Genomic DNA, 20,592 nt, shown 5'->3' with positions numbered 1-20,592 from the left:
CTGGAAACATGGAAATTTGACTGCATAAGTTCGTCAAGCAATGCTGCCTCACCGCGACGACCGCAAGACTGATTCTGGCCAGAGCGTTAAGGCTGGCATTGAGGATAAGGGGCCTGAAATACAGATGGCGCAAAAGACCCACCGGACGATGGATGATTTCGCCAGGGCGTCCGGCGTCTCGCGGCCGACCCTGTCGAAGTATTTCGACGATCCGGCCAGCGTGAAGCCGGCGACACGGGCGCGCATCGAGGCGGCGCTTAGTTCGTCCGACTATCAGCCGAATGTTTTTGCCCGCAACCTCAATCGCAAGCGCACCCGCAATGTCGGCATCGTCGTACCGGCGATCACCGATCCGTTCTACGCCGAGATGGTCAGCCGCATCGAACGGCGCTGTCGCGACGAAGGGTTTTGGCCGATCGTCATCTCCTCGCACGGTTCGCCGAAACTGGAGGCGGAATCGGTCAGAACGCTGATGTCGCTGAAGGTCGCGGGTGCTATCGTCGCGCCCTTGGGCTTGGTCTCCGAACCCGGCGTCTTCGAACGGATGAGCGAGGACATCCCGATCGTCTATTTCGACACCTATATCGAAGGCGACACGCCATTCGTCGGGAATGACAACCACCAGAGCACCTCGACCATCGTCGATTATCTCTGCCGGTCCGGCGAACCGCCTGTCTATGTCGACATCCCGCACGTCAACCACAATTCGGGCGAACGCCTGCAGAGCTATATCGACACGATGCAGGCCGCGGGCCTGGAGCCCACCGTTCTCAAGGCGGCGGGCGACTATAGCTGGGACTTCGAGCGCATCGGCCATGAATGGATGGACAGGACGCTCGAGAAAGGCGGCCTGCCGGCCCGCACGCTGCTCTGCGCCAATGACCGTCTCGCCTTCGGTGTGATGGCGGCCGCCTTTTCGCGCGGGCTGAAGATCGGCCGCCGCGCCGATTGCGATTTTCGCGTCGCCGCCCACGATGATCATCCGTTGAGCCGCTACACCTGTCCCGCGCTGACCACCATGGCACAGGACTTCGCCGCCATGGCCGGCCGCAGCGTCGAGATCCTGCTGGCGTTGCTGGACGAGGCCGATCCGTCCGGCCATGATCTGGCGCGCAACGTCAAGCTTGGCGCCACCCTGGTGATGCGTCAGTCGGCCTGAGTGATCGGCTCCGGCGTCTGTAGGCGGAGCCAGGCCGCCGCCTCGCTTACCGTTTGCCGCGCGGCCAGGATGTGGCGGCCCATCGAGACGAAGCCGTGGATCTGACCCGGCCAGTGTCGCAACGCCAGCGGCACTCCGTCGGCGCGCAGGCGCTCGGCATAGGCCGTGCCTTCGTCGGCAAGGATGTCGTGGCCGGCGATCACGACGAAGGCCGACGGTGCGCCGGCGAGGCTGGAGGCCAGCAGCGGCGATACGCGCCAGTCCGCGATATCATCGGGCGTTCGCACATAGTGGTCGCGGAACCAGGCCATGGTGGCGGCGGTGAGTCCGAAGCCTTCGCCGAAACGCCGGTAGCTGTCCGCCGTCTGGCGGGCATCGGTGTTGGGATAGATCAGGATCTGGGCGGCGAGCGGCGGCGCCAGCCTGTCGCGGGCGAGCAATGCCAGCACGGCGGCAAGGTTGCCGCCGGCACTGTCGCCAGCGACGGCAATACGGGTAGGGTCGATGCCGAGTTCTCCAGCGGCCATGAAGCGCAGCGCTGCCGCGCAATCCTCGAGCCCGGCGGGAAACTTGTGCTCCGGCGCCAGCCGGTAATCGGGACAGACGACGACGGCGTTGCCGAGATTGGCCAGCCAGCGGCAGATATCGTCATGCGAGGAGAGATTGCCGATCACCCAGCCGCCACCATGCAGATAGAGCACGGCGCGCGCCCCCGTCCGCGGCGCGCCGATACCGCGATGGATGCGGATCGTCACCGGGCCGTTCGGCCCGTCGATCTGCTGCTGCTCGGTTGCCGCGACCGGCTCGTGCTCGCCCTGCAGCGTCGGGAACGAAGCGTTGTACGTGGCCCGCGCCGCCGCGACGCTGTCATTCTCGAAGGGTTCGCCGCCGGCGGCACGGCCGATTTCCAGGGCACGCAGCGCATCTGGGTCGAGCGTCATCGTCATCTCCGTCAAAGCAATTCCAGGAAAAGTGTGCAGCGGTTTTCCGTCCGGATTGCGTGAAACAAGGAACGCTTAGGCGAGCAGGCCGCGCGCCTCGTCTTCGCCAAGCAGGGCCGGCTGGACGACGTCACCTGCTATGGCGACCGGACTTTTCGTCTCGCCCGAATGCAGGATCGCTTCCATGATCTCCAGCACATGCAGCGCCAGATTGCCGGAAGCGCGGGGCGTCGCGCCTGTCTGCAGCGAACGCACCAGGTCGGCGACGCCGAGCATGCGGTAGTTGGCGCGGTCGGGCGCCGCGTGAGGCCAGTTGCAGGCGCCGTAGAGTTCGCCTTCGCTGGCGAAATCCTTCCAGTCGGCGCCGCGTTCCGACAGCGACACCGTGCCGCCGAACGTATCCGGGTCGGGCAGCCGCAGCGAGCCTTCCGTGCCGTGCAGTTCGATCGGATGATTGGAATGCCTGAAGACATCCCATGAAGCGCCGAAAGTGACGGTCGCGCCGGAGCGGAATTCGAGCAGCGACAGCACATTGGTCGGCGTGCCGACCTTGAATTTGGTGTTCTTGAATGGCCCTTCGGCCGATATCAGCCGTTCCTCCTGGCCGCGTGTCGCCATCGCCATGACGCGTGCGACCGGGCCGAGCAGATTGACCAGCATGGTCAGATAATAGGGACCCATGTCGAACACCGGGCCGCCGCCCGGCTGATAATAGAATTGCGGGTTGGGGTGCCAGCGCTCCATGCCGCGCCCCATCATGAAGGCGGTGCCGGTGACAGGGCGGCCGATGGCGCCCTCGTCCATCAGGCGGCGCGCTTTGCGTCCGGCTGCGCCAAGGAAAGTGTCCGGAGCCGAGCCGAGCAGCAGGCCGCGTTTGGCCGCCTCCGCCACCAGGCGGCGGCCGTCGCCGGCCGAGGTTGCGAGCGGTTTTTCAGTGAAGACATGCTTTCCCGCCGAAAGGGCGGAGAATGAAATATCGAAATGCGCCGCCGGAATGGTCAGGTTGAGGACGAGGTCGATCTCGGGATCGGCCAGCAGCGCATCGACGCCAAGGGGCCGGATACCGTATTCCTTGGCTCGCAGCGCCGCCATCTCGGCTGAAATATCGGCGCAGGCGCGCAATTCGATGCCGCCGAAAAGCGCGGCATTGCGCAGGTACGTCATCGAGATGTTGCCGCATCCGATGACACCGATGCCGAGTTTGGCTTGTGAGTTTGCCTGCATTTTCTGTCGTACCTCCCAATGCGATCACGTCTGCCCGATCGTCGCGACGGTGCCGGATCGGGCTCGAAATGGCTATACAACGTTTTAAATATTGACGCGCGTAAAATTTTTATAGAACATGCGGAAATGCCTGCGCGGTGTCGGGAGTCTGCTGGCCCTGGGAGGAGAAAATGACGGACATGAAAACCGGCCGATCGCGGGCGCCAAAGCCCGTGGGTCATTCGCGCCTCGGATATTTCGAGGGCGGCCAGGGATCGCGACGGGTTAAGGCATAGATCACCATGGCCCCGATCCTATCAAGCTGGCTGCGTATTGGACCGGGCAGGCCATCGTCCGTGATCACCACATCGACGCCAGACAGCGAAAATGCCTTGGAGGTCCCGCTGACGCCCTTGCTCGAATCCGCATGACCCAGGCTCGGTCAAGTAGGATGTCCCTCCCAAGGAGACTGACGGAGCAGGGTCCGTGTGTTGCAATGGATGATTGGACCCTGTCTGCTGGCGGGCGATATCGCCGCGCCTCCGCCGTCGTCACCGTTCCGCTGATTGCACTCGTGCCGTTCTTCCATCATCGAAGGGCTGACGCAGGGCAGCATCAAGGAATGGGCGGGATCAAGGAATGAAAGGATGAACGTGAAAGACCTCAAAGTCGGCTGCCAGACCTTCACCTGGGAAATGCTGGGAGACCGGTTCACCGGCGGCCCCGACGATCTGTTGAAGGCGATCGCCGATGGTGGCTATGCCGGCATCGAGATCACCGACACCATGATCGGCCACTATGCCGGCAAACCCACCGAGTTCGCCGCCGCGCTGAAGTCGTCCGGTCTGGCGCTCATTTCCTTCGCCTTCGGCTCCAGGAGCGGCTTCACGCTCAAGGACGGGATCGGCACCGATCTCGAAACCGCCAGGCGCTGGATCGATTTCGTGGCAAACTTTCCCGATGCGCTGGTGTCGATGGGCTCGGCCACCGTCGTCTCCGACGGGCCACGCCACGACAAATTCGCTGTCGCGGCCGAGGTTTACAACAAGGCCGGCGAACTCGGCCGCAAGGCGGGTGTCCAGGTGGCGGTGCATCCGAGTTCGCACCACAACACGCTGCTGTTCGACCGCGCCGATTACGACGCGATTTTTGCCTTGCTCGACCCCGATCTGGTCGGCTGGGTGCCGGATACCGGTCACATCCTGCGCGGCCACAGGGACATGGCCGACACGCTCACCACCTACCGCGACCGCATCCGCTACATCCACCTCAAGGACGTCGATGCCGACGGCACCTGGGCGATGCTGGGCCAAGGCGTATGCGACACGCCTCAGGTCATCGAGATCGCCGGTACCGCGCCGAACTTCAACGGCTGGCTGGTGCTGGAAGAAGAATCCGACACCGCCGCCGCCGATCCGGCCGGCGCGGTCAAGACCAACCGCCGGACGATGCGCGGCTACGGGGCCTGAGACGATGATCAAGAAACAGGACAGACGCCTCAGGGTCGGTGTGCTCGGCTGCGGCCCGATCGCCCAGTTCGCGCATCTGGAATCCTGCGTCAAGGCCGGCAATGCCGACCTCTACGCCATCTGCGATGCGGCACCCGATTTGCTCGCCCGCATGGGCGCCACCTATGAACCAAAGAAGATGTATGCCGACTATGACGCCATGCTCGCAGATCCCGAGCTCGAAGCAGTCATCGTCGCCACGTCGGATGCCTATCACGTGCCAATGTCGATCAAGGCGCTCGATGCCGGCAAGCATGTTCTCTGCGAAAAGCCGATCGGTACCTCGGTCGAGGAAGGCGAGGCCTTGGCAGAGGCGGTCAAGCGCTCCGGCAAGGTGCTGCAGGTCGGCCACATGAAGCGCTTCGATCCGGCGCTGGAGGCCGCCCGCGACTTCGTTCGCGACGAGATGGGCGAGGTGCTGGCACTGAAGGCCTGGTATTGCGACTCCACCCACCGCTACACCAACACCGACGCCGTGCAGCCGCTGCCAGTCACCAGCAAGCTCGCAAAAAAGCCCGGCGGAAATCCCAAGGCTGATCTCAGGCGATATTTCATGCTGGCGCACGGATCGCATTTGGTTGACACCGCCCGCTTCCTCTGTGGCGACATCGTTGCCGTGCGCGCCCGCCTCAACGAGCGCTTCGGCGCCTATTGCTGGTTCGTCGAAACCGAATTCGCCAGCGGCGCGCTCGGCCATCTCGACCTCACCGTCGCCGTGCGCATGGACTGGCACGAAGGGTTTCAGCTCTATGGCGAGAACGGTTCCGTCATCGCCAAAACCTTCAATCCTTGGTATTTCCGCGCCAGCGAGGTCGACATCTTCCATGAGAAGGACGCGACCTCGCGAAAACCGCTTGGTGCCGACGGCCACTTCTTCCGTCGCCAGCTCGAGGGCCTTGCCGACACCGTGCTCACCGGCGCGCCGATGCGCGGCGCCAATGTCGGGGACGGCATTGCGTCGATCCGCGCCATGGTGGCAATTGCGCGCTCTGTGGAGACTGGCGAGCGGATCGAGCTTGCCTCGGTTTCGGGTGCGGCCTGATGCGCCTCGGCATCTTCGCCAAGACATTTACGGGCACCGACCCGGCCACCGTGCTGGCTGCCGTGAAGCAGGCCGGCTACGAGACGACGCAGTTCAATCTCGCCTGCGCCGGCCTGCCGTCGATGCCGGATGCCGTGCCGGCGAATGCCGTCGCCGCCATTGGTGCCGCCGCGCGATCGTCAGGCGTTTCGCTGGCCGCGCTGTCGGGCACCTACAACATGGCGCATCCCGACAAGGCTGCGCGCGACGATGGGCTGAGGCGCCTGGCGGTGGTCATCGACACTGCAGTCAAGCTCGACATCCCACTGGTGACGCTCTGCACCGGCTCGCGCAACGCAGCCGACCAATGGGCATACCATCCCGACAATGCCGATCCGTCGGCCTGGTCCGACATGGCCGTCGAAATGGCGAAGGCACTGGCGCTGGCCGAGGAGGCCGGCGTCGATCTCGGTATTGAGCCCGAGCAGGCCAACATCGTCACCTCGGCCATGGATGCGACCCGGCTGATCGCCGAGATGGGTTCGAAGCATCTGAAGATCGTGCTCGACCCCGCCAACCTGTTCGAGCATGCAAAGCCCGATGAAGCGAGAACCATCGTCGCCGCCGCGATCGATGAGGCCGCTGGCCACATCGCCATGGCGCACGCCAAGGATCGTTTTGCCGACGGCCGCTTCGCCACATCAGGCCAGGGTGTCGTCGACTTCCCGGATTTCGTCGCGCGATTGAAGGGGGTGGGTTTCGATGGCGCGCTCGTCACCCACGGCTTGTCCGCCGACGAGGCTCCTGGCGTCGCAACCATCCTGCGGGGGCTGCTCTGATGGGTGCCGCGCCGACGATCATGCTGCGCGACGACGCTGCGCTCCACGTCTTCGACACGGGGCAGGGGCTTCCCATCGTCTTCCAGCATGGCCTCGGCGGCGATGCCGCGCAGGTGGCGCTGAACTTTCCCGACAGTCCGTCGCGCCGCCGGCTGACTGTGGAGTGCCGCGCGCAGGGCGGCTCAGGTGCCGGCGGCAAGCGTCCGTTTTCGATCGGGATGTTCGCCAACGATGTGCTCGCCGCTGCCGATGCAGCTGGCATTGAGCGCTTCGTTGCCGGTGGCATCTCGATGGGCGTCGCCATTGCACTGCACCTGGCGGCCCGCCACCCGGCTCGCGTCACCGCTCTTGTGCTGGTGCGCCCGGCCTGGACCTTCGACGCGGCCCCGCAAAACATGCGCCCTTACGTCGAAGTGGCGGAACTCATCCGCGACCACCCGCTGGAAGAGGCGCGCGACATCTTCGCGGCTTCGGCAACGGCGGCCCGCTTTCGCAGCGAGGCGCCGGACAATCTCGCCTCGTTGCTCGGCTTCTTCGCGCGTGACAACGCGAGCGTTTTTGCCGAGGTGATGCAGGCGATCGCCAATGACGGGCCTGGCGTGACGCGGGCGATGGCGACCGGCCTCGCAATCCCGACGCTCGTCGTCGGCAGCGGCATAGACCTCGTCCATCCCCTGGCGACCGCCCGCGAACTGGCTGAGACCATCCCCGGCGCCGCCCTCACCGAGGTGACGCCGAAAGCCGCCGACAAGGATCGCCATTTCACCGAAATCCGCGCCGCCATCGGCGGCTTCCTCGATAGAAATTTCAACAACCAGGACCAATCATGATCTCGAAACCTTTGTCAGGCCCGGCCGCCATCGCCGCATTGCCGCGCGACCGTCTGATCGCCGAATTCTCATCGTGGTCGGCCAATCTCGCCAATTTCGAGAGCGACTTGCAGCGCATCGAACCCTATGCCGATATGCACCACATCGACGTCGCGGACGGCCATTTCGCGCCGTCCTTCCTGTTCTTCCCCGATCTCGTCGCCCGTATCGCCAAACTGACGGCCAGGCCCATCCACGTCCATCTGATGGTCGACCAAGCAATCGTCGAAGAACAGACGCGCCAGTTCATCGAGGCCGGCGCCGACATGATCAGCGTCCATGCCGAGAACGGCGAGGCGGGTCTGCGCGCGGTGCGGCTGGCGCATGAACTCGGCGCCGAGGCCGGCGTTGTGCTGAGGCTGGAGACCCCTGTAGAGGCGATGAAGCCTTTCGTCTCCGAAGTGGCGTTCGTCACGCTTCTTGGAACCGCGATCGGCGTCAAGGGCCAGGGCCTGTCGGAGAAGGCCTGTGACAGGCTGGGCGAAGCCCGCGCCATCCTGAGGAACGCTGGTCGTGAGTCGGCCGTGGTGCTCGCCGCCGATGGCGGCATCCGCCACGAAACCGTGCCGCTGCTGCGCGCCGCCGGCGCCGAGACCGTGGTGCTCGGTTCGCTCGCTTTCGGCGACAAGGATCTCGCCGGCCGCATCGGCTGGTTGCGTGGTCTGAAGGTCGCGGCCTGATGAGCATTGAAGTCGCCCTCGCGATCGATCTTGGCGGCACCGAGCTTCGTGCCGCCCTGGTCGACCGTGACGGCAAGATCCTGGCCTTCGCGGCTGTGCCGACGCAGGCGCAGGCCGGCCCCGACGTGGTGATCGCCCAGATCGAGGCGCTAGCCGTGACCGTCCATGCCGAAGCGCCGGGGCTGTCGATCCTCGGCGTCGGCGTCGGCGCGCCGGGCCCGCTCGATCCGCTGGCCGGCATCGCCGTCGGACCGCCGACGCTGGCCGGCTGGCAGGACGTGCCGCTGGCCGACATCCTCGAGCGGCGGCTCGGCCTGCCGGTGCGGCTGGAGAACGACGCCAATGCGGCAGCGCTCGGCGAATGGCGCTTCGGCGCCGGCCACGGTGCGCGCTCCCTGGTCTTCGTCACCGTCTCGACCGGGATCGGCGGTGGCGTCGTCGCCGACGGACGCATCCTGCACGGCCGTCGCGGTCTTGCCGCGGAGATCGGCCACATGACCATCACCAACGAAGGCGAGCGCTGCGTGTGCGGCGTCGTCGGCTGCTTCGAGGCGATCGCTTCGGGAACCGCGCTCGGCCGCCGCGCCAATGCCGCAACGTCTCCTTTGGACGGTTCGACGCTGCGCCGCCTCTCGGCCAACGCCGAGGTCACGGGTCGCCACGTGGTCGAGGCCGCAGGGCTGCAGGACGACCTCGCTCTGGCTCTGCTCGAGGAGGAGGCGCGCTGGCTGGGCGTCGGCTTCACCAACCTTTTGCACCTCTATTCGCCCGACGTGCTGGTCGTTGGCGGCGGCATCGCCAATGGCCTCGACCTGATGGCGCCCGTCATCGGGGCGACCATCCGCCAGCGCGCCATGCGCGCCTATCGCGACGTGCCGGTCGTCCAGGCCCGGCTCGGCCGCCATGCCGGGCTGGTCGGCGCGGCCAGCCTCGTCCTGTTCGATGATTTGGGCACGTTGGCGGCTCCCATTCCCGTCGGCCCAAGTACATATCCGGACACGCGGAGGGACTTCAACGGCTGAGCTCAAGCTGGCGCGGTCCTGTCTCGCTGCAAGTCGATCCGTCGCGCTGCGACCCCTCGTGGCAGATGGCAAGGCCGTGCCACCGCTGCGCAAAGCCGCCTGATAGCGATGAAACATGACCATGGCCGCAAGCGGCGTGCTTGCGGCCATTGTCCGTCGTATGAAACCGTGGATCACTCGGCGGGAACGATGTCCGCCGGCAGGCTGTCGTCGGCGGTCCCAGCCAGCGCTCTCGCCAGCTTGGCCTCGTCGAGTTCGCCTTCCCAGCGCGCCACGACCAGCGTCGCCACCGCATTGCCGACGAAGTTGGTCAGCGCCCGGCATTCCGACATGAAGCGGTCGACGCCGAGGATCAGCGCCATGCCGGCGACCGGCACCGAGGGAACCACCGAAAGCGTGGCGGCCAGGGTGATGAAGCCTGCCCCGGTGATGCCGGCGGCACCCTTGGACGACAGCATCGCCACCAGCAAAAGCAGGATCTGGTCTGATATCGACAGATGGATGTTCGTCGCTTGGGCAATGAACAGGGCGGCAAGCGTCATGTAGATGTTGGTGCCGTCGAGATTGAAGGAATAGCCGGTCGGGATGACCAGTCCGACCACCGAGCGCTTGGCGCCGGCCTTCTCCATCTTCTCCATCAGCGAGGGCAGGGCCGCTTCCGACGACGAGGTGCCGAGCACCAGCAGCAGCTCTTCCTTGATGTAGCGGATCAGCGACAGGATCGAGAAGCCGTTGTAGCGGCAGACGGCACCGAGCACGACGAACACGAACAGGAACGAGGTCGCGTAGAAGGTTCCGACCAGCATTGCGAGGTTGATGACCGAGCCGATGCCGTATTTGCCGATGGTGAAGGCCATCGCACCGAACGCGCCGATCGGGGCTGCCTTCATCAGCACGCTGACCAGCTTGAACATCGGCGCCATCAGCGCCTGCAGGAAATTGAGCACCGGCGTGCCCTTGTCGCCGACCAGCGCCAGCGCGATGCCGAACAGGACCGAGAAGAACAGCACCTGCAGGATGTCGCCGTCTGCGAAGGCGCCGACGATCGTGCCGGGAATGATGTTCATCAGGAAGCCGGTGACCGACTGGTCATGTGCCTTGGCGGCGTAAGTGTTGACCGTCGAGGCGTCGAGCGTCGCCGGGTCGATGTTGAAGCCGGCGCCCGGCTGCACGACATTGGCCACGACAAGGCCGATGATCAGCGCCAGCGTCGAGAAGGTGAGGAAGTAGAGCATCGCCTTGCCGGCGACGCGGCCAACCTTCTGCAGGTCGCTCATGCCGGCGATGCCGGTTGCCACCGTCAGGAAGATGACCGGGGCGATGATCATCTTGACCAGCTTGATGAAGGCGTCGCCCAATGGCTTCATGCTCTCGCCGATCGACGGATAATAGTGGCCGAGCAGGATGCCCACGGTGATCGCCACCAGCACCTGCACGTAGAGCTGGGCATAGAGGGGCTTGCGCTGCGCGGCGGGCGCGGCGGATTGGTCTGCGATATGCATCGAACTCTCCCTGGCCGGATGGACGGAACCCGCCCTGCGTGACTTCTCCCATCGCGGCGTTCCGGTCGCCCGCCGCTGCACGGATGTTTGCAAGCGCTGTGCCAGATGCCGGATAGGCCGGAATCCCTGGGTTCAGCCGTTCCTGCCTTGCCTTTGACGGGGAGTTGTGCGGATTTCCGCACAGGCCTTGTTTGCCCGGGCGGAATTTCGCATTAGACTGGAGGCAAAGCCGGGGAGCAAAGGGAGAGGGCCGACGCCACAACAGCGCATCGATAGCGGATCCCCGGGGTTTGCCGGCCGCGACCTGCTGCGCGAAGCGGTAGCGCGCCTGCGCGGCCGTTGGCTGTTTGCGGCAATAGCGCTCGCTCTGCTTGCCGGCGCGGTTGCCACCGCCGGGCGCATCGCCGAGGGTCAGGCCGCCGATGACCTGCGCGACGGGGCATTGGCCGCCTTGCCGCTGGCGGCCGGAACCCTGACCGGCGAAATCGAAAAGCAACGTCTCGTGCCGCTGGTGCTGGCGCGCGACGATGCGGTGCGTGATGCGCTGCGCCGCGCCGGGAAAGTCGAGGAAACAGCGCTCGACGCCAAGCTGAAGGCCATAGCCGGCGATGCGTCGGCCTCGGCCATCTATGTCATCGACACGGCGGGCATGGCGATATCGGCCAGCAATGCCGGCCAGCCGGACAGCTTTGTCGGCATCGATTATAATTTTCGCCACTATTTCACCGATGCGATGGCCAAGGGCGCGGCCAGCCAGTATGGCCTCGGCACGATCAGCGGCAAGCCGGGACTCTACCTTGCCGGCCGTGTCGACGACGGTGGCAAACCGCTTGGCGTCGCGGTTCTGAAGGTCGAACTCGGCGGTGTCGAAGCCAATTGGCGGGCGAGCGGCTTTCTCGTTTTCGTCACCGACGAGCGCGGCGTCGTTCTGGCCACCAGCCAGCCCGACTGGCGGTTCCATGCGCTGGCGCCGCTCTCCGCCGCGGATGCCGCCGCGGCGCATGACCAGCTTCAACTGGTCGACGCCGCCTTCGAGCCGCTGCCGATACGGCGTGGCGCCGGTGACGGCCTGGCGACGATCGAAGAAGCCGGAAAATCGCGCCGGTTCGTCGAGGTGGTGCAGGACTTGCCCGGTGCCGTCCCCGGCTGGCGCCTGTGGCTGCTGACGCCCGCCGATGCCGCCTTGACCGCCGCCGCCAACACGGCGCGCCTGACGACACTGCTCGGGCTGCTGCTGATGGGGCTGCTTGCCTATGTGTTCACCCGGCGCCGGCGCACACGCCGCCTGCGGCAGCAGGCGCTGGCGCGCATGAATGCCGAACTCGAAAGCCGGGTCAGTTCCCGGACCGCCGAACTGACGCGATCGAACACGGCCCTTGCCGGCGAAATCGCCGAGCGCGAAAACGCCGAGGCCAAGGTCCGCCGGCTGCGCGACGATCTTGCCCAGGCCAACCGGCTCTCCATCCTCGGCCAGATCGCCGCCGGCGTGGCGCATGAGATCAATCAGCCGGTCGCCGCCATCCGCACCTATGCCGAGAATGCCGGCGGCTTTCTCGAGGCCGGCAAGACCGAACCGGCAAGCGGCAACCTGACCTCGATCGTCTCGATGACCGAGCGCATCGGCGCGATCACCAGCACGCTGCGCACCTTTGCGCGACGGCCTGGCGTCGCTGCCTCGCCCTTGCCGGTACGCGAGGCGATCGAGGGCGCGCTGTCGCTGCTGTCCGGCCGCATCCGCGATTCCGGCGTCACCATCGTCAAGCCGGGCGGCACCGCATCGCCATTGGTGATGGCAAGCCGCATCCGGCTGGAGCAGATCCTCGTGAACCTGTTGCAGAACGCGCTGGACGCCATGAAGGACCGGCCTGATCCCCGCATTGAGATCGACCTCGCCGAACGCGGCGACCGCGTGCTGATTTCGGTGCGCGACAATGGTCCCGGCCTCGGCCCGGAAGCCGCCGGCAATCTGTTCATGCCGTTCCAGACCACCAAGGAGAAGGGGCTTGGCCTTGGCCTGGTGATCTCGCAGGAGATCGCCCAGGAATTGGGCGGCACGCTGCGGCTCGACCCCGACACCGCCAGCGGCGCATCCTTCACCATCGACTTGAGGCGGATCGAATGACGCAGGGATCGGGGCTGGTCGCGCTCGTCGACGACGATGCGGATCTGCTGCATGCCACCACGCAACTGCTCGAACTTGCCGGCTTCACGGTGATCGGGCTCGACGCCGCCGAGGCAGCGCTTGATGTCGTCGGCAGGGACTTCGAGGGTGTGGTCGTCAGCGACATCCGCATGCCTGGCATGAATGGGCTGCAACTCTTCGACCGCGTCAAGGCTGTTGATCCCGACTTGCCGGTGATCCTGATCACCGGGCATGGCGATGTCGATCTTGCGGTCGCCGCGCTCAAGGATGGGGTCTATGATTTCATCCCGAAACCCTATGCGGGGGAGCGTCTGGTGGAGGCGCTGAAACGTGCATCGGAGAAGCGGCGGCTGGTGATGGAAAACCGGCGGCTCCGCGAAGCCGCCGCACTTGCCGCGGACGGCATGCCGTTGATCGGCGAGGCGCCGGCCATAAGGCGGTTGCGCGAGACCTTGCGCCAGATCGCCGACATGGACGTCGACGTGCTGGTGGAAGGCGAGACCGGAACCGGCAAGGAAGTGGTGGCCGACCTCCTGCACCGGTGGGGCCGGCGGCGTGCAAAGCCGTTCGTGGCACTGAACTGCGGCGCTCTGCCCGAGACCGTCATCGAAAGCGAGCTGTTCGGCCACGAGGCCGGCGCGTTTACCGGGGCGCAGCGACGGCGGATCGGCAGCATAGAGCATTCCAGCGGCGGCACGCTGTTCCTCGACGAGATCGAATCCATGCCGCCGGCCCTGCAGGTCAAGCTGTTGCGGGTGCTGGAGACGCGCAGCCTCACCCCGCTCGGCTCGAACGAAACAAGGCGCCTCGATCTCCGGGTCGTCGCGGCGACCAAGGTCGATCTCAGCCGGCAGGACCAGCGCGGCGATTTTCGCGAGGATCTCTATTTCCGCCTCAACGTGGTGACGCTGCGCATTCCGCCGCTGCGCGAGCGGCGCGGCGATATCGAGATGCTGTTCGGCCACTTCCTTGGCAAGGCGGCGAAACGGTTTGGCCGGCCTGTCGCCAAGGTGAACGCCGCCGTGAGCCATCATCTCCAGTCGCACGACTGGCCGGGCAATGTGCGCGAACTCGCCCATTTCGCCGATCGCGTCGCGCTCGGTCTTGGTCCCGATGACGAAACCAGGTTCTCGCCCGCACGATTGCCAGCGCCCGCCGCCGCACTGCCGGAGCGGGTCGGGCATTACGAGGCGCAGCTCATCCGCGACGCGCTGCGCGACCATGGCGGCGACGTGCGCGGCGCCATCGACGCGCTCGGCGTGCCGCGCAAGACGTTCTACGACAAGCTCAAGCGCTATGGCATCGCCGCATCTGATTTCCGTCCCTCTTGATCTTTCCAAGCGAGCATCGCGAAAGCCATGAACACGACACTTGAAACGACCGCCGATCCCCTGCCGGAAGAACTCGCCTTTCTCAGTGAACGGCTGACGGCGTTCAACGACGGCGATGTCGGCGCGTCCGAAAAGAAGGCGCTGGCGGTGTTCGTGCGCGACGAGATCGGGGCGATCGTCGCCGGCATTTCAGGCTACACCGCCTGGGGCTGGCTCTACGTGCAGTGGCTGTGGGTCGACGAAAGGCTGCGCGGCCAGCACATGGCAGGCCGGATGCTCGACGCGGCCGAACGCGAAGCCGTGGCCCGCGGCTGCCAAAACGCCTGGATCGACACATTCAATCCCAACGCCGCCAAGGTCTATCAGAGGCAAGGCTACCAGCCTTTCGGGACGCTGGCCGATTTCCCTGTCGGCCGCAGCCGCGTCTTCCTGCGGAAGAAACTGGTCGACTGATCAGCCAGCCAGCTTTCCGCCGCGCATCGGCCGCGGCGCGCCCGTCGTGCTCGGGAAACTGATCGGCAGGCTGCGCAGCACGCGAACCGCGAGGAAGGCAAAACACTCCGCCTCCACCGCGTCGCCGCTCCAGCCGAGGCTTTCGGCCAGCACGACCTCGACGCCGGCGCGGCTGGCGAGCATCGCCATCATTGTCGGGTTGTGGCGACCGCCACCGCTGACCACCAGCTTCTTCGGCCGGCTGGGCAGAAGGTCGAGCGCCTTGCCGACAGCCGACGCGGTGAAGGCGGTGAGCAGGGCCGCGCCATCCTCGGCGCTCAGGCCATCGGCCATGGCCGCGCCGAAGTCGAAACGGTCGAGTGACTTTGGGTACGGCTTGGTCAGATAGGGATGCTGCAGCAGCTTGGCGAGCCGGGCTTCGTCCACCTTTCCCGCGCCGCCAAGCGTGCCGTCGCGGTCCATTTCGCCGAGCCCTTTCGACTTGATGAAATCGTTGAGCGGCGCGTTGGCGGGGCCGGTGTCGAAGGCGATGACATTGTCGGCGCCGTCCCACCAGGTGATGTTGGCGACGCCGCCGAGATTGAGCACGGCCACCTCGCCGCTGGCGCCGGCGCCGCGCATCAGCGCGGTGTGATAGGCAGCGGCCAAAGGCGCGCCTTGTCCGCCGGCGCGCATGTCGGCCGAGCGGAAATCGTAGGCGACCTTGGTGCCGAGGATGGCATGCATGAGCTCGCCGTCGCCGAGCTGCCGGGTCTGGCCGAGCCGTCCGACCTGCGGCGCGCGATGCAGCACGGTCTGGCCGTGAAAGCCGACGACCCCGATCTCGGCCATCGTCATGCCGTAACCTTCCACGAGTTCCTTCACCGCCGCCGACTGCGCGCGCGTCAGCGCCTCTTCGGCCTTGCGAAAAATCGCAGGTTCCGGCCCGGTGAAATTCCAGGCCCGCGCCGCCGCCAGCGTCTCTTCCAGCAGCGACCGGATCGACGCGGGATAGGGCATCAGCCGGTAAGTGCCGAAATCGTCTATCCGCTCGCCATCGGTCTTGATCAGGGCGACATCGATGTTGCCGTCAAGCACCGTGCCGGTCATCAGGCCGACGGCCCAGATTGGTTCCATCATTGAGCTCCATTGATGAGGTCGCCGACCGCTTGCCGAAGCTGAACGATGCCGCTGTCGAAATGACGTGTCGGATGGATCCGGTTGGTAAGCAAGGTCCACGCCTTGCCCTTGTCGAAGTCGATCCACAATCCTGTGCCGGTGAAGCCGGTGTGGCCGATCGTTCCCGGACCGCACAGCGCACCGCCGGACCAGCCTTGGTAAGGGCGCTCCCAGCCATGGGTGCGGGTGGCCGATAAGGGCTCGTGCATCAGCGCGATCAACCGTTCGGATGCGCCGGTTCCGTCCAGCAATCCCCAGGCGAAATCGAGCACCGAAGCAGCTGTGCCGAACAGGCCGGCATGACCCGCACCCTGCAGCGCCGAGCAATTGTCGTCGTGGACCTCGCCGGACAGCACGCGATGGCGCCAGGTGCAGTCCTCGGTCGCCGCGGCGGCATCGGGTTCCGCGAACCAGGCAAAGCCTGGGCCGGGTTCCATGGCGCGGATGCTCTTGCCCGACAGCCGCTCCATCGCAAAGCCGAGCAGGATGAAGTTGATGTCGGAATAGACAGGGTCGCGCGCCCGCCATTCCCGCTGCAGGATGAAGGCGCGCAGCAGTTCGGGGTCGCGCCCATAGGTGTAGATCGGCTCGACCGGCGGGAAGGGCGTCTGGTGGCCCAGGCACTGGCGAAACGTCACCTTCCGCTCCCATGCGTTCGCGTCATACTGGCGAAGGTCGGGAAGCAGGGAGATCAGCGGCGCGTCGAGATCGATGATGCCGTCCTGCGCCAGCGCCAGGATACGCGGCGTGGTAAAGATCACCTTGGTCAGCGACGCCAGGTCGAACCAGGTCTCAACAGTCATCGGCCTGACTTTAGGCACAAGCTGCGCGGAGCCGATCGCTCTGGTGATGCGCTCGCCATTTCTGCCGACCAGACCGAGCACGCCGCCGGGAATGCGCTTGGCCGCCACTGCCGCTGCGAGCGGTTGGAACGCGCGGTCGAAGAGCTGGGCGAGGGGGCTCAATGCCGGCCACCGCACGTGGGCATGTCGTCAAACGGAAAAGTCGGCGATCCTTCGCACCCCCCTCTGTCCTGCCGGACATCTCCCCCGCAAGGGGGGAGATTGGCCGTAATAGCGGCTCTCGCCAATCGCCGACGTCGCAGGAAGGGGCGGGATGCCGAAGCTGCTAATCTCCCCCCTTGCGGGGGAGATGGCCGGCAGGCCAGAGGGGGGTGCTGTCCCGCCGACCTTGCATATCCCAATGCACCGTCCATCACACCTCCACCCTCGCCATATGATCCCCGCCAAACCGCTCCCATTTCGCCGGCGCCGGCTCGAACCCTGGCGGGCGCACCAGCGAGGGCACCTGGCGCGTGTCGATCTCGAAACGCTCATGCCGCCGGTCGATGGCCGGAACGGCTGATATGAGCTTCTTCGTATAGGAATGTCTCGGCTTCGACAGCACGGACTGTGCGTCGCCGATCTCGACGATCTGGCCGGCATAGATGACTGCGATGCGGTGCGCGATCCGCTCGACCACCGCCATGTCATGCGAGATGAAGAGATAGGCCAGCCCAAACTCGCGCTGCAGGTCGACCAGCAGCTCCAGCACCTTGGCCTGCACCGACACATCGAGCGCCGACACTGCTTCATCGAGGACCACGACGGACGGGTTGAGCATCAGCGCGCGGGCGATGCACAGCCTTTGCCGCTGGCCACCGGAGAACTCATGCGGATAGCGCTCGAGGCTGTTCTTGGGCAGGCCGACGCGTTCCAGCAGGCGCGCCATTCTGGCCCGCGTTTCGGCATCCACCCGGCCGCCGGTGGCGATCACGGGTTCCGCCAGAATGCTCTCGATCGCCAGCCTTGGATTGAGAGAGGCATAAGGGTTCTGGAACACCATCTGCATGGGCCTGGCGCTGCGCCTCGGCGAGGCCGCTCGGGCGCCGACCGAGAAGCTGCCGCGCGCCGGCCGCACAAGCCCCAGCACCGCCTTGGCGGCAGTGGATTTGCCCGAACCGCTCTCGCCGACGATGGCCAGCGTCTCGCCGTGCATCAGGTCGAAATCGACGCCGTCGACGGCATGCACCGCGCCGGTGGCGCGGCTGAAGAAACTGCTCTTGAGGGGAAACCGAACCACGAGGCCATCGACCTTCAAGGCCGGTTCGGCGCTCGCGCCGTTGTCACGTTGCCCATCCGAGCGCGTCGCGCGACCGCTGGCGAAATGTGGCACGGCGTGCAGCAGATGCTGGGTGTAGGGATGCTGGGGGCTGTCGAGGATCCGGTTGAGCTCACCCTGTTCGACGGCCTGTCCGTTCTGCATCACCATCACCTTGTCGGCGATGCCGGCAACCAGGCCGATATCGTGGGTGATGAAGATGACGGACATGCCGCTTTCGCGCTTCAGCTCGGCAAGCAGCGCCATGATCTGTGCCTGCACGGTAACGTCGAGCGCCGTCGTCGGCTCGTCGGCGATCAGCAGGCGCGGGTTGCAGGCCAGTGCAATGGCGATCATCACCCGCTGCAGCATGCCGCCGGACAGCTGGTTGGGCGTGTATTTCAGCCGGCGCGCGGCATCGGGAATGCGCACGCGGTCGAGCGCGTCCATGGCTGCCGCAGTAGCCTGCCGGCCGGTCAGGCCGCGATGCAGGCGGAACGATTCCTCGATCTGGGTGCCGATGGTCAGCACCGGGTTGAGCGAGGTCATCGGTTCCTGAAAAATCATGCCGATCTCGGCGCCGCGAATGCCGGTCAATTGCGGTTCGGTCGCGGTCGTCAACTCGAAGATGGTCCCATTGGCCCGCTTGAGCTTCATCGAGCCGCCAGTGATGCGGCCGCCACCGAAATCGACGAGCCGGTTGATGGACAGCGCCGTCACCGACTTGCCCGAGCCGCTTTCGCCGACAATGGCCAGCGTCTCGCCATCGGCGATATCGAAACTGACGCCGCGCACCACCTCATTGGCCCCGGGGTCGCGGCCGAAGCCGACGCGCAGGTCCGAGACTGACAAGAGCGGGGTCATGCGAACGCGCTCCGCATCCTCGGGTCGAGGATGTCGCGCAAGGCGTCGCCCAGAAGGTTGAAGCCGAGAATGCTGATCATGATCGCCAGGCCCGGGAAGATCATCAGCCAGGGTGCCGTCTCCATCAGGTTGCGGCTGTCGCTCAGCATCAGTCCGAGCGACGCGGCGGGCGGCTGCGTGCCGAGGCCGAGAAAACTCAAGCCGGCTTCGGTCAGCAGCGCCCAGGCCAGTGCCAGCGTCACCTGTACGGTCAGCGGCGCCACCAGGTTGAGCAGCAGGTGGCGCGTGACGATGTAGCTTGAGCTGCTGCCGAAGGTGCGCGCGGCATCGACGAATTCGCGTGTCTTGAGCGACAGCGCGGGGCCGCGCACCACGCGGGTGAAGATCGGCGTGTAGACGATGCCGATGGCAACGACGCTGGTCCAGGTGCCGGGGCCGGCAACGGTGACGATGAGCAGCGCCAGGAGGATCGCCGGGAAGGCCAGCAGCACGTCCATGATCCGCATCACGACGCCGTCCCAGCGGCGCCCGAGCCAGGCGGCGGCCAACCCCAGGATCGTTCCGGCAAGCGCCGCGAAGGCCACCGAGAAGAAGGCGACGGTAAAAGACTGGCCGATGCCCGCCATCAGGCGGCTGGCGACGTCGCGGCCGAACAGGTCGGTGCCCATCCAGTAGGCGGCGCTGGGCGCATGCAGGCGGTCGATACGGTACTGCGTGATCGGATTGTGCGGCGTCAGCCCGAGCAGGCCGAGGATGGCAAGCAGCAGATAGACGCACACGATGACGCCGCCAATGCGGCCGCTGCCATGGCCGAAGATGGCACGCAGGATGTGCATCACTGTTCCCCCAGCCGGATGCGCGGATCGAGCGCGACATAGGCGAGGTCGACCAGGAGATTGACGATCATGAAGTTGAAGGCGATGAACAGCACGCTGCCCTGCACCAGCGCGTAATCGCGCTGCAGGATCGCGTCGAGCACCATGCGTCCGAGGCCGGGCAGGGCGTAGATCTGCTCGACGATGACGGCGCCGCCCAGGAGGTAGCCGAATTCTATGCCGCTCAGCGTCACCACCGGGATCAGTGCATTGGGAAGCGCATGCCGCCAGATGACGCTGCGCGCCGAAGCGCCCTTGCTGCGCGCGGTGCGCACATAATCGTCGCTCAACACGTCGAGCATTGCCGAGCGCGCAATGCGGGTGACCGATGCCGCGAAGGCAAAGCCGAGCGTGATGGCGGGCAGGATCAACTGGCTGAGATTGCGCAAGGGATCCTGCCAGAGCGGCACGAATTCGCCCATCGCCGGCAGCACGCCGAAGCCCGCCGACAGCGTGTAGATGATCAGCAAGCCAAGCACGAAGCTCGGCGTCGACTGGCCGATCATGGCGACGACGCGCACACCGAGATCGGACAGCTTCTCGTTGTGAGTGGCGGCGTAGATGCCGGCCGGCATGCCGACGGCAAGTGCAATGATCATAGAGAGGAGCGCCAGCTCCAAGGTCAGCGGGAAGCGCTCGAGGATGACGTCGAGAACCGGCCTGCCATAGGTGACGGATATGCCGAAATTGCCGTGCAGGATGCCGCCGATCCAGCGCCAGTACTGGACGAACCAGGGCTGGTCGATGCCGAAATAGGCGGCGAGCGAATCCCGTTGTGCCGGCGTCAGCAGGCCGGCCTCGGTGCCCAGCATCGCCGTGATCGAATCGCCGGGCACCATCCGGATCGCGACGAAGACCAGGATGGACACGCCAAGCAGCACGAGAGGAAACGTCGCCAGCCGTCGCAGGAGATAGTTCACGCCA

Annotated in this window: 18 protein-coding genes; 10 read left to right on the top strand and 8 right to left on the bottom strand. The window is 65.8% G+C overall.

Going from position 1 to position 20,592, the window contains the following annotated elements; all coding sequences use genetic code 11:
• Positions 1-124: 124 nt before the first annotated feature.
• A complete protein-coding gene (locus tag FJW04_RS16015) occupies positions 125-1,159 on the top strand; it encodes a LacI family DNA-binding transcriptional regulator (RefSeq protein ID WP_140715220.1) in 1,035 nt (344 codons plus the stop codon).
• Here FJW04_RS16015 and FJW04_RS16010 read toward each other — a convergent pair.
• Together FJW04_RS16010 and FJW04_RS16005 are read right to left on the bottom strand one after the other, a co-directional pair.
• Positions 1,147-2,100 (bottom strand): alpha/beta hydrolase, encoded by a 954-nt coding sequence (locus FJW04_RS16010; RefSeq protein ID WP_015319004.1) that lies wholly within the window; start codon positions 2,098-2,100, stop codon positions 1,147-1,149. The two genes, FJW04_RS16015 and FJW04_RS16010, sit on opposite strands and share 13 nt — an antisense overlap.
• 75 nt (positions 2,101-2,175) lie before the next feature.
• On the bottom strand, positions 2,176-3,324 hold the full coding sequence (locus tag FJW04_RS16005) for a Gfo/Idh/MocA family oxidoreductase (RefSeq protein ID WP_140715218.1): 1,149 nt from the start codon (positions 3,322-3,324) through the stop codon (positions 2,176-2,178).
• A gap of 626 nt (positions 3,325-3,950) precedes the next feature.
• Here FJW04_RS16005 and FJW04_RS15995 point away from each other — a divergent pair.
• The 6 genes from FJW04_RS15995 to FJW04_RS15970 are packed head-to-tail and all read left to right on the top strand — an operon-like array spanning position 3,951 to position 9,242.
• Entirely contained in the window at positions 3,951-4,772 is an 822-nt protein-coding gene (locus tag FJW04_RS15995) for a sugar phosphate isomerase/epimerase (protein ID WP_140715216.1), read from the top strand.
• 4 nt (positions 4,773-4,776) lie between these two features.
• Positions 4,777-5,853, top strand: coding sequence for a Gfo/Idh/MocA family oxidoreductase (locus FJW04_RS15990; RefSeq protein WP_015318994.1), 1,077 nt, complete (start codon positions 4,777-4,779; stop codon positions 5,851-5,853).
• Positions 5,853-6,671, top strand: a complete 819-nt coding sequence (locus FJW04_RS15985; protein WP_140715214.1) for a sugar phosphate isomerase/epimerase — start codon at positions 5,853-5,855, stop codon at positions 6,669-6,671. The genes FJW04_RS15990 and FJW04_RS15985 overlap by 1 nt, the downstream gene beginning before the upstream one ends.
• Positions 6,671-7,501: an alpha/beta fold hydrolase gene (locus FJW04_RS15980; protein ID WP_140715213.1), complete on the top strand. Its 831-nt coding sequence runs from the start codon at positions 6,671-6,673 to the stop codon at positions 7,499-7,501. The genes FJW04_RS15985 and FJW04_RS15980 overlap by 1 nt, the downstream gene beginning before the upstream one ends.
• On the top strand, positions 7,498-8,220 hold the full coding sequence (locus tag FJW04_RS15975) for a ribulose-phosphate 3-epimerase (RefSeq protein WP_015318991.1): 723 nt from the start codon (positions 7,498-7,500) through the stop codon (positions 8,218-8,220). Before FJW04_RS15980 ends, FJW04_RS15975 begins: the two co-directional genes overlap by 4 nt.
• Positions 8,220-9,242 carry an ROK family protein gene (locus FJW04_RS15970; RefSeq protein WP_140715211.1) on the top strand — a complete coding sequence of 341 codons (1,023 nt, stop codon included), beginning with the start codon at positions 8,220-8,222 and terminating at the stop codon, positions 9,240-9,242. The genes FJW04_RS15975 and FJW04_RS15970 overlap by 1 nt, the downstream gene beginning before the upstream one ends.
• Positions 9,243-9,415: 173 nt before the next feature.
• On the opposite strand, the gene FJW04_RS15965 is transcribed toward FJW04_RS15970, so the two are convergent.
• The gene (locus FJW04_RS15965; RefSeq protein ID WP_140715209.1) at positions 9,416-10,744 is read right to left on the bottom strand and encodes a dicarboxylate/amino acid:cation symporter; all 1,329 of its coding nucleotides are present in this window, start codon (positions 10,742-10,744) and stop codon (positions 9,416-9,418) included.
• Between the two features lie 166 nt (positions 10,745-10,910).
• Between FJW04_RS15965 and FJW04_RS15960 the strand changes: the two genes are divergently transcribed.
• From FJW04_RS15960 to FJW04_RS15950, 3 genes are read left to right on the top strand one after another with little or no spacing between them, the layout of a single operon-like run.
• Complete coding sequence (locus FJW04_RS15960) at positions 10,911-12,866, top strand: sensor histidine kinase (protein WP_140715207.1); 1,956 nt, start codon at positions 10,911-10,913, stop codon at positions 12,864-12,866.
• On the top strand, positions 12,863-14,218 hold the full coding sequence (locus tag FJW04_RS15955; protein WP_140715205.1) for a sigma-54 dependent transcriptional regulator: 1,356 nt from the start codon (positions 12,863-12,865) through the stop codon (positions 14,216-14,218). Before FJW04_RS15960 ends, FJW04_RS15955 begins: the two co-directional genes overlap by 4 nt.
• A gap of 27 nt (positions 14,219-14,245) precedes the next feature.
• A complete protein-coding gene (locus FJW04_RS15950; protein ID WP_140661527.1) occupies positions 14,246-14,671 on the top strand; it encodes a GNAT family N-acetyltransferase in 426 nt (141 codons plus the stop codon).
• Here the strand turns inward: FJW04_RS15950 and FJW04_RS15945 are convergent, their stop codons facing one another.
• The 5 genes from FJW04_RS15945 to FJW04_RS15920 all read right to left on the bottom strand — a co-directional run bounded on the left by FJW04_RS15945 (position 14,672) and on the right by FJW04_RS15920 (position 20,588).
• Positions 14,672-15,787 (bottom strand): anhydro-N-acetylmuramic acid kinase, encoded by a 1,116-nt coding sequence (locus tag FJW04_RS15945; RefSeq protein WP_140715203.1) that lies wholly within the window; start codon positions 15,785-15,787, stop codon positions 14,672-14,674. It lies immediately after the preceding gene.
• Positions 15,787-16,794, bottom strand: coding sequence for a serine hydrolase (locus FJW04_RS15940; RefSeq protein ID WP_140715201.1), 1,008 nt, complete (start codon positions 16,792-16,794; stop codon positions 15,787-15,789). Before FJW04_RS15940 ends, FJW04_RS15945 begins: the two co-directional genes overlap by 1 nt.
• A gap of 250 nt (positions 16,795-17,044) precedes the next feature.
• A complete protein-coding gene (locus FJW04_RS15930; RefSeq protein WP_140715199.1) occupies positions 17,045-18,793 on the bottom strand; it encodes an ABC transporter ATP-binding protein in 1,749 nt (582 codons plus the stop codon).
• Entirely contained in the window at positions 18,790-19,629 is an 840-nt protein-coding gene (locus FJW04_RS15925) for an ABC transporter permease (RefSeq protein WP_015318982.1), read from the bottom strand. Before FJW04_RS15925 ends, FJW04_RS15930 begins: the two co-directional genes overlap by 4 nt.
• Positions 19,629-20,588, bottom strand: a complete 960-nt coding sequence (locus tag FJW04_RS15920; RefSeq protein WP_140715197.1) for an ABC transporter permease — start codon at positions 20,586-20,588, stop codon at positions 19,629-19,631. The genes FJW04_RS15925 and FJW04_RS15920 overlap by 1 nt, the downstream gene beginning before the upstream one ends.
• Between the last annotated feature and the right edge of the window lie 4 nt (positions 20,589-20,592).

This window comes from Mesorhizobium sp. B2-7-3 (assembly GCF_006440715.1).
In the GTDB taxonomy this organism is placed as follows: Bacteria; Pseudomonadota; Alphaproteobacteria; order Rhizobiales; family Rhizobiaceae; genus Mesorhizobium; species Mesorhizobium australicum.
This window is presented reverse-complemented; position numbering and strand designations above follow the sequence as displayed.

What these genes read in the sequence shown, in the direction of transcription:
- FJW04_RS16015 (WP_140715220.1), top strand. Translation starts at nt 125, where the DNA reads ATGGCGCAAAAGACCCACCGGACGATGGATGATTTCGCCAGGGCGTCC.
- FJW04_RS16010 (WP_015319004.1), bottom strand. Translation starts at nt 2,100, where the DNA reads ATGACGCTCGACCCAGATGCGCTGCGTGCCCTGGAAATCGGCCGTGCC.
- FJW04_RS16005 (WP_140715218.1), bottom strand. Translation starts at nt 3,324, where the DNA reads ATGCAGGCAAACTCACAAGCCAAACTCGGCATCGGTGTCATCGGATGC.
- FJW04_RS15995 (WP_140715216.1), top strand. Translation starts at nt 3,951, where the DNA reads ATGAACGTGAAAGACCTCAAAGTCGGCTGCCAGACCTTCACCTGGGAA.
- FJW04_RS15990 (WP_015318994.1), top strand. Translation starts at nt 4,777, where the DNA reads ATGATCAAGAAACAGGACAGACGCCTCAGGGTCGGTGTGCTCGGCTGC.
- FJW04_RS15985 (WP_140715214.1), top strand. Translation starts at nt 5,853, where the DNA reads ATGCGCCTCGGCATCTTCGCCAAGACATTTACGGGCACCGACCCGGCC.
- FJW04_RS15980 (WP_140715213.1), top strand. Translation starts at nt 6,671, where the DNA reads ATGGGTGCCGCGCCGACGATCATGCTGCGCGACGACGCTGCGCTCCAC.
- FJW04_RS15975 (WP_015318991.1), top strand. Translation starts at nt 7,498, where the DNA reads ATGATCTCGAAACCTTTGTCAGGCCCGGCCGCCATCGCCGCATTGCCG.
- FJW04_RS15970 (WP_140715211.1), top strand. Translation starts at nt 8,220, where the DNA reads ATGAGCATTGAAGTCGCCCTCGCGATCGATCTTGGCGGCACCGAGCTT.
- FJW04_RS15965 (WP_140715209.1), bottom strand. Translation starts at nt 10,744, where the DNA reads ATGCATATCGCAGACCAATCCGCCGCGCCCGCCGCGCAGCGCAAGCCC.
- FJW04_RS15955 (WP_140715205.1), top strand. Translation starts at nt 12,863, where the DNA reads ATGACGCAGGGATCGGGGCTGGTCGCGCTCGTCGACGACGATGCGGAT.
- FJW04_RS15950 (WP_140661527.1), top strand. Translation starts at nt 14,246, where the DNA reads ATGAACACGACACTTGAAACGACCGCCGATCCCCTGCCGGAAGAACTC.
- FJW04_RS15945 (WP_140715203.1), bottom strand. Translation starts at nt 15,787, where the DNA reads ATGGAACCAATCTGGGCCGTCGGCCTGATGACCGGCACGGTGCTTGAC.
- FJW04_RS15930 (WP_140715199.1), bottom strand. Translation starts at nt 18,793, where the DNA reads ATGACCCCGCTCTTGTCAGTCTCGGACCTGCGCGTCGGCTTCGGCCGC.
- FJW04_RS15925 (WP_015318982.1), bottom strand. Translation starts at nt 19,629, where the DNA reads ATGCACATCCTGCGTGCCATCTTCGGCCATGGCAGCGGCCGCATTGGC.